Annotated in this window: 4 protein-coding genes and 2 pseudogenes; 1 reads left to right on the top strand and 5 read right to left on the bottom strand. The window is 73.9% G+C overall.

Annotation, left to right across the window (positions count from 1 at the left end):
• Positions 1–284 precede the first annotated feature (284 nt).
• The 3 genes and pseudogenes from HLB09_RS11055 to HLB09_RS11045 form a co-directional block, all read right to left on the bottom strand.
• Positions 285–827: pseudogene (locus tag HLB09_RS11055) on the bottom strand (amino-acid N-acetyltransferase); the annotation flags it as partial.
• Positions 809–1138 (bottom strand): DUF2218 domain-containing protein, encoded by a 330-nt coding sequence (locus HLB09_RS11050; RefSeq protein WP_171203427.1) that lies wholly within the window; start codon positions 1136–1138, stop codon positions 809–811. The pseudogene HLB09_RS11055 and the gene HLB09_RS11050, both read right to left, overlap by 19 nt.
• Positions 1139–1298: 160 nt before the next feature.
• Entirely contained in the window at positions 1299–2819 is a 1521-nt protein-coding gene (locus HLB09_RS11045; RefSeq protein ID WP_171203426.1) for an LVIVD repeat-containing protein, read from the bottom strand.
• A gap of 192 nt (positions 2820–3011) precedes the next feature.
• On the opposite strand from HLB09_RS11045, the gene HLB09_RS19370 reads away from it, so the two are divergent.
• Complete coding sequence (locus HLB09_RS19370) at positions 3012–3758, top strand: DUF305 domain-containing protein (RefSeq protein WP_171203425.1); 747 nt, start codon at positions 3012–3014, stop codon at positions 3756–3758.
• 143 nt (positions 3759–3901) lie between these two features.
• Here the strand turns inward: HLB09_RS19370 and HLB09_RS11035 are convergent, their stop codons facing one another.
• Both HLB09_RS11035 and HLB09_RS20390 read right to left on the bottom strand, forming a co-directional pair.
• Positions 3902–6400 carry an ATP-dependent Clp protease ATP-binding subunit gene (locus HLB09_RS11035; protein WP_171203424.1) on the bottom strand — a complete coding sequence of 833 codons (2499 nt, stop codon included), beginning with the start codon at positions 6398–6400 and terminating at the stop codon, positions 3902–3904.
• Positions 6401–6635: 235 nt separating this feature from the next.
• Positions 6636–6762: pseudogene (locus tag HLB09_RS20390) on the bottom strand (2-keto-3-deoxygluconate permease); the annotation flags it as partial.

Here is a 6762-nt window from a genome sequence, read left to right as displayed (position 1 = left end):
GAGGGCACCGACCGCCAGGTCCGCGGCCGCCTGCTGGCCGTGCTGCGCGACGCCGAGGGCGCCGTGGGCGCCGACGACCTCGCCGCGGCCTGGCCGCAGGAGGAGCAGCGCGAGCGCTGCCTCGCCTCGCTGCTCGACGACGGCCTCGTCGTCCCGGCCCCCGGCGACGCCTACGCGCTGCCCGGCGCCCCCGTGGCGGGCTCCTCGGCGACGGGTCCCCCGTCGACCGGTCCGGCCCCGGACGCGGCGCCGCGCGCCGCGTCGAGCGCACGGGCCGACTCCTCGAGGTAGCGGATCATGCGGGTGTTGCCGAGCGTGTTGGGCTTCACCCGGGCGAGGTCCAGGAACTCGGCGACGCCGTCGTCGTGCGAGCGCAGCAGCTCGGCGAAGACCTCGGGCGCCACGGGGGTGCCCTCGATCTCCTCGAAGCCGTGCGCGGCGAAGAAGCGGGTCTCGAAGGTGAGGCAGAAGACGCGGGCGACGCCCACGTCCCGGGCCCGCCGCAGCAGCTCGGCGAGGACGAGCCCGCCGACGCCGGCGCCACGCGCGTCGTCCGCGACGGCGAGGGTGCGGACCTCGGCGAGGTCCTCCCAGAAGACGTGCAGGGCCCCGCAGCCGACGACGCGCCCGTCGAGCTCGGCCACGACGAGCTCGGGCAGGCCCTCGTAGTAGGCGACGGCCTCCTTGGCCACGAGCACCCGGCGCTCGGCGAGCGGCGCCGTGAGCGCGCGCACGGCACGGACGTCGGAGGTCCGGGCCGGGCGGACGAGGACGGCGCTGGAAGTGGGGCTCGAGCCCTCGGGCGGCGTCACTCGTGCCGGCGCCAGACGACGGCGTCCGCCGCCGCCTGGTCCACCGTGCGCAGGCGCGTCGTCAGCAGGTCCTCGACGCGGGAGAGCTCCTCGCTGTCGGGGGCGGTGCAGTCGACGACGACCGTCTCCGCGCCCGCCTGGAGGTGCGCCGACCCCACCGGGCCGTCCCCGACGGGTGAGGCGGGGGGCGGGAAGACGAGCGTCGTCCGGTCCTCGTTCGAGGCCACCTCCGCCGCGCCGTGCAGCGCCTGGACGAGCCGCTGCACGAGGACGTCCGGCGCGAGGGGGCTGGAGGAGGAGATGGTCGTCTGCGAGGTCGTGCCCATGGGCCGACCGTAGTGCGACCCCCGGGCCACCGCCCGGCGCCCGTGGCCTCCCGCGCAGCGCCGCCCCGGACCCCCGCGCGCAGCGCGCCCCGGACCCCGCGCGCAGCGCCGCCCCGGACACGTCCTGCGGTCCGGGGCGGCGCCGTGCGAGCGGGAGCGGTCAGCCGCGGCGGCTGTCGCGCCAGGACGTGTACGCGCCCTGCATCTGCGGGTTGAGCTGCCCGAGCTCGACGAGGCGCGCCTGGCTGAAGGCCGACCCCCGCAGCCGCAGGACGTCGAAGCCCTGCTGGATGTCGTTGGAGTAGATGCGGCCGTCGTAGAAGTACGCCGACCACGAGCCACCGGTGACCGACGTCTCGGTCGACAGCGGACCACGGTCGAACCAGGCCACCTCGCGGGGCTCCGACGAGTCGGTGAAGTCGAAGACCGAGATCCCGCCCTGGTACCAGGCCTGGACCATGACGTCGCGACCCTCGACCGGCAGGAGCGAGCCGTTGTGGGCGACGCAGTTCTCCGTCGGCGTCTGGTGGCGCGGGATCTTGTAGTAGCTCGCGAACTCGAGCTCGCCGTCCACGAGGTCGTAGATGGCGTTGGCGCCCCGCTCCGGCCCGATCTCCGCCGTGCACGTCGGCGCCCCGCCGCCGCCGAGCTCGTCGGTGAAGACGACCTTCGTGCCGTCGTTGTTGAAGGTCGCCGAGTGCCAGAAGGCGAAGTTCTCGTCCTGCACCCGCTCGGTGACGACGGGCGCCCGCGGGTCCGAGATGTCGAAGATGACGCCGTCGCCCATGCAGGCGCCGGCGGCGATGTCGAGCTCGACGAAGGAGGTGATGTCGTGGCACCCGCTCGTCGGGCGCCGGACCGTGCCCTCGACGCCCGCGAAGCCGCCGTCGGGGAAGACCACCGGGACGTCGACGACGGCGGCGTCCTCCATGGCGTCCAGCGGGATGTCGACGATCGAGATGGCGTCGTGCGGGGGCTGGCAGTTGGGCGCCGCGGCGCTGGGCCCGTAGCTGCTGACGTAGACGAGCAGCGAGCCGCTCTCCTCGTCGGGCACGAGCGTGTTGGTGTGCGAGCCGCACGTCGTCTTGACGGCGGCCACGTACTCCGGCGCCAGCGGGTCGCTGATGTCGAAGATCTTCAGGCCCTCCCAGACGTCGGCCGAGGCCGCCGGGACGGAGGTCGACTCGCAGGAGGCGTCGCTGCGCACGGAGTCGGTCGAGAGGACGAGGACGTCGCCGTAGACGGAGACGTCGTTCTGCGAGCCCAGGCAGGTCACCTGGGTGACGAGCTCCGGGGCGTCCGGGCGGGAGAGGTCGTAGACGGCGAAGCCGTTGTAGTTGCCCGCGTAGGCGTACTGCCCCTGGAAGGCGAGGTCGCTGTTGAGCGCGCTCGCCGAGGCGAAGCTGCCCTGCTTGGGGACGTTGGCCGTCAGGCGCAGGTTGGCGCTGGACGCCGTCTCCCCCACCCCGGTGGGCGCCTCGCCCGCCGGCACCGACGGCGCCGCCGGCGCCTGGTCGGGCGCGGCCAGGGCCGTGGCCGCCGACCCGGCGACGAGGGCCGCCGCGGCCGCCCCGGCCACCACCGCCCGCCCGGCCACCGACCCGACCGCATGCCCCGCCGTGAGCCCCGCCGCGCGCCCGGGGCCTCCTCGTCGCCTTGTGCTCGTGCGCCTCGCTGCCATGCCGGCCTCGCCCTCCCGACCCTCGCCCGGGTCGCTCTCCGACGGGCGCACCCCTCACGCCGCGTCACTCCTGACCACCAGGAGTGGGCGAGCATGCCACCAGAGACGGACATCGTGGGAGGATCCGTCGCAACTCGGCGGGACGACGACGCCCCGCGGACACCGCCCACCTCGAGAGCCCCGGAGGGTCCCGTGCTCGCACCCGACGCTGCCCGCCGTCGCCGGCGCGCCGCCCTCGCAGCCGCGGCCCTCGCCGTCGCCCTGGGCGCGCCAGCCTGCAGCGCCGCCGAGGAGACCGCCCCGGCGCCGTACGCGCCGCCCACGGCGGAGGCCTCCGTGCCGGTCCTGCAGCCCGGGCTGCCCGGGGAGCCGGCGCGGACGGTCGCGCCGGAGGACGCGGCACCGCCGACCGACGGCGACCGCTACGACGCGGCCGACGTCGCCTTCGTGCAGGGGATGGTGACCCACCACCGCCAGGCCGTGGAGATGAGCGGCCTGGCCCCCGGACGCGCCGGGGACCCCGGCGTCGCCGCCCTCGCCGAGCGCATCCGCCTCGGCCAGGCGCCCGAGGTCGACGTCATGGTGGCCTGGCTCGAGCGGCGCGGCGAGGAGGTGCCGCCGGAGCGCTCCTGGCTCAGCGGTCGGGGCGAGGTCACCGGCGGGGGCGAGGACGCCCACGCCGACCACCACGGCGGCGGTGCCGACGGAGGCGCCGGCATGGCGAGCGCCGCGGAGGTCCGGGCGCTGGCCGCCGCGGACGGCGACGCCTTCGACGCCCTCTTCGTCGACCTCATGGTCCGTCACCACCGCGGGGCGCTCGCGATGGTCGACGAGCACGCCGCCGGCGGGGTCGACCTGCAGGTGCGGGAGATGGCCGACGAGATGACGGCGGTCCAGACCGCGGAGATCGCCCACCTCGAGGGCCTGCGCCCGACCTGAGACCCCGCGCGCGCACGCCGGAGCCGGGGGGACGTCGGGCCCCGGGCCCGGACGCGCCGGAGGGCGGGACGCGCGCGGCGTCCCGCCCTCCGGCGGCGGTGCGGTACCGGGCGCCCGAGGAGTCCTCGGGCGCCCGGTACGGGTCACTCGGTGCTGGCGGCCTCGACCACCGGCGCGTCGGGGACCTCGCCCTTCGGCGAGCCCGCGAAGGTCAGCGTCGCCGCCGCCCCCTCGCCCTCGGCGTCCACGAGGATGATCTCGCCCGAGGCGATCTCCCCGTAGAGGATCTTCTCGGACAGGACGTCCTCGATGTCGCGCTGGATGGTGCGGCGCAGCGGCCGGGCCCCCAGCACGGGGTCGTAGCCGCGGGTGGCGAGCAGCTGCTTCGCCGCCGGGGTGAGCTCGATGGCCATGTCCTGGTCGCGCAGCCGCGCGTCCAGCCGGGCCAGCATGAGGTCGACGATCTGGATGATCTCGTCCTGCGTGAGCTGCGGGAAGACGACGGTGTCGTCGACGCGGTTGAGGAACTCGGGCCGGAAGTGCTGCTTGAGCTCCTCCCCCACCTTGCGCTTCATCCGGTCGTAGTCGGTGGACAGGTCGCCGCCGGCCTGGAAGCCCATCTGCAGGCCCTTGGCGATGTCCCTCGTGCCGAGGTTCGTCGTCATGATGATCACGGTGTTCTTGAAGTCCACCGTGCGGCCCTGGCTGTCGGTGAGGCGGCCGTCCTCGAGGATCTGCAGCAGCGAGTTGAAGATGTCGGCGTGCGCCTTCTCCACCTCGTCGAAGAGGACGACGGAGAAGGGACGACGACGGACCTTCTCGGTGAGCTGGCCGCCCTCCTCGTAGCCCACGTACCCGGGGGGCGAGCCGAAGAGCCGCGAGACGGTGTGCTTCTCGGAGAACTCGCTCATGTCGAGCTGGATGAGCGCGTCCTCGTCGCCGAAGAGGAACTCCGCGAGGGCCTTGGCGAGCTCGGTCTTCCCGACGCCCGTGGGGCCGGCGAAGATGAAGGAGCCACCCGGGCGCTTGGGGTCCTTGAGGCCGGCGCGGGTGCGCCGGATCGCCTGGGAGAGCGCCTTGATGGCGTCCTCCTGGCCGATGACCCGCTTGTGGAGCTCGTCCTCCATGTGGAGCAGCCGGCTGGACTCCTCCTCGGTGAGCTTGACGATCGGGATGCCCGTGGCGATGGCCAGCACCTCGGCGACGAGCTCCTCGTCCACCTCGGCGACGACGTCCATGTCACCGGCCTTCCACTGCTTCTCCCGCTCGGCGCGGGCGGCGAGCAGCTTCTTCTCGTCGTCGCGCAGGGACGCGGCCTTCTCGAAGTCCTGCGCGTCGATCGCGGACTCCTTCTCCCGGCGGACGCCCGCGATCTTCTCGTCGAAGTCGCGCAGGTCCGGCGGCGCCGTCATCCGGCGGATGCGCAGGCGCGCGCCCGCCTCGTCGATGAGGTCGATGGCCTTGTCCGGCAGGAAGCGGTCGTTGACGTAGCGGTCGGCGAGGTTCGCCGCCGCGACGAGCGCGCCGTCGGTGATGGAGACCCGGTGGTGGGCCTCGTAGCGGTCCCGCAGGCCCTTGAGGATCTCGATGGCCTGCGACAGCGTCGGCTCGGCCACCTGGATCGGCTGGAAGCGGCGCTCGAGCGCCGAGTCCTTCTCGATGTGCTTGCGGTACTCGTCGAGGGTCGTGGCGCCGATGGTCTGCAGCTCGCCGCGCGCCAGCATCGGCTTGAGGATGCTCGCCGCGTCGATGGCGCCCTCGGCCGCGCCAGCCCCGACGAGGGTGTGGATCTCGTCGATGAACAGGACGATGTCGCCGCGGGTGCGGATCTCCTTGAGCACCTTCTTGAGGCGCTCCTCGAAGTCACCGCGGTAGCGGCTGCCCGCGACGAGGGCCCCGAGGTCCAGCGTGTAGAGCTGCTTGTCCTTGAGGGTCTCCGGCACCTCGCCCTTGTGGACGGCCTGCGCCAGGCCCTCCACGACGGCGGTCTTGCCGACGCCAGGCTCGCCGATGAGGACGGGGTTGTTCTTCGTGCGGCGCGACAGCACCTGCATGACGCGCTCGATCTCCTTGGCGCGCCCGATGACGGGGTCGAGCTTGCCCTCGCGCGCCGCCTGCGTGAGGTTGCGCCCGAACTGGTCGAGGACCAGCGAGCCCGACGGCGTGCCCTCGGCGGGGCCGCCGGCCGCGGCCGGCTCCTTGCCCTGGTAGCCGGACAGCAGCTGCAGCACCTGCTGGCGGACGCGGTTGAGGTCGGCGCCCAGCTTCACGAGGACCTGGGCGGCGACGCCCTCGCCCTCGCGGATGAGGCCGAGCAGGATGTGCTCGGTGCCGATGTAGTTGTGGCCCAGCTGCAGCGCCTCGCGCAGGCTCAGCTCGAGGACCTTCTTGGCGCGCGGCGTGAAGGGGATGTGGCCGGAGGGGGCCTGCTGGCCCTGGCCGATGATCTCCTGCACCTGCTCGCGGACGGAGTCCAGCGAGATGCCCAGCGACTCGAGGGCCTTGGCGGCGACGCCTTCGCCCTCGTGGATGAGGCCCAGGAGGATGTGCTCGGTGCCGATGTAGTTGTGGTTGAGCATCCGGGCCTCTTCCTGGGCCAGGACGACGACTCGACGAGCTCGGTCGGTGAACCTCTCGAACATGCAGCGCTCCTCGCGGACGATCTGGCGGCGGAGGGCGGTCCCCCTGCGAGTCGCTCGATGCTATCCCCGCAGCCCCCGCGGCGGTCGGCCACTCCGGTCGACCACCTGGGCGGGGCGCCCGCCCCGGACGGGCGCCCTCCTGCCGATGTGCCCAACGCCCCGCGGAGCCGGGGGTGTTCCTCCGCCGGCGTTCGCCGACGGCGGACGGGCGCGCTGGCCCGGACGGGTGACCTCAGCGGGCGTCGCCGTAGCGGCCCGTGAAGGCGAGCCAGAGCCCGCCGTTGCTGTTGTCGAAGGAGGCCAGCAGCGCCAGGATCGAGATCCCGAGGATGCCGTCGAGCCCCACCACCGAGCCGAGCGCG

The organism is Pseudokineococcus marinus, assembly GCF_013004605.1.
Taxonomy (GTDB): domain Bacteria; phylum Actinomycetota; class Actinomycetes; order Actinomycetales; family Quadrisphaeraceae; genus Pseudokineococcus; species Pseudokineococcus marinus.
The sequence above is the reverse complement of the archived record's forward strand: the minus strand, read 5'-3'. Positions and strand labels throughout refer to the sequence as shown.

Excerpts from the sequence above, each read along its gene's own strand:
- HLB09_RS11050 (WP_171203427.1), bottom strand. The coding sequence starts at position 1,138 with ATGGGCACGACCTCGCAGACGACCATCTCCTCCTCCAGCCCCCTCGCG.
- HLB09_RS11045 (WP_171203426.1), bottom strand. The coding sequence starts at position 2,819 with ATGGCAGCGAGGCGCACGAGCACAAGGCGACGAGGAGGCCCCGGGCGC.
- HLB09_RS11035 (WP_171203424.1), bottom strand. The coding sequence starts at position 6,400 with ATGTTCGAGAGGTTCACCGACCGAGCTCGTCGAGTCGTCGTCCTGGCC.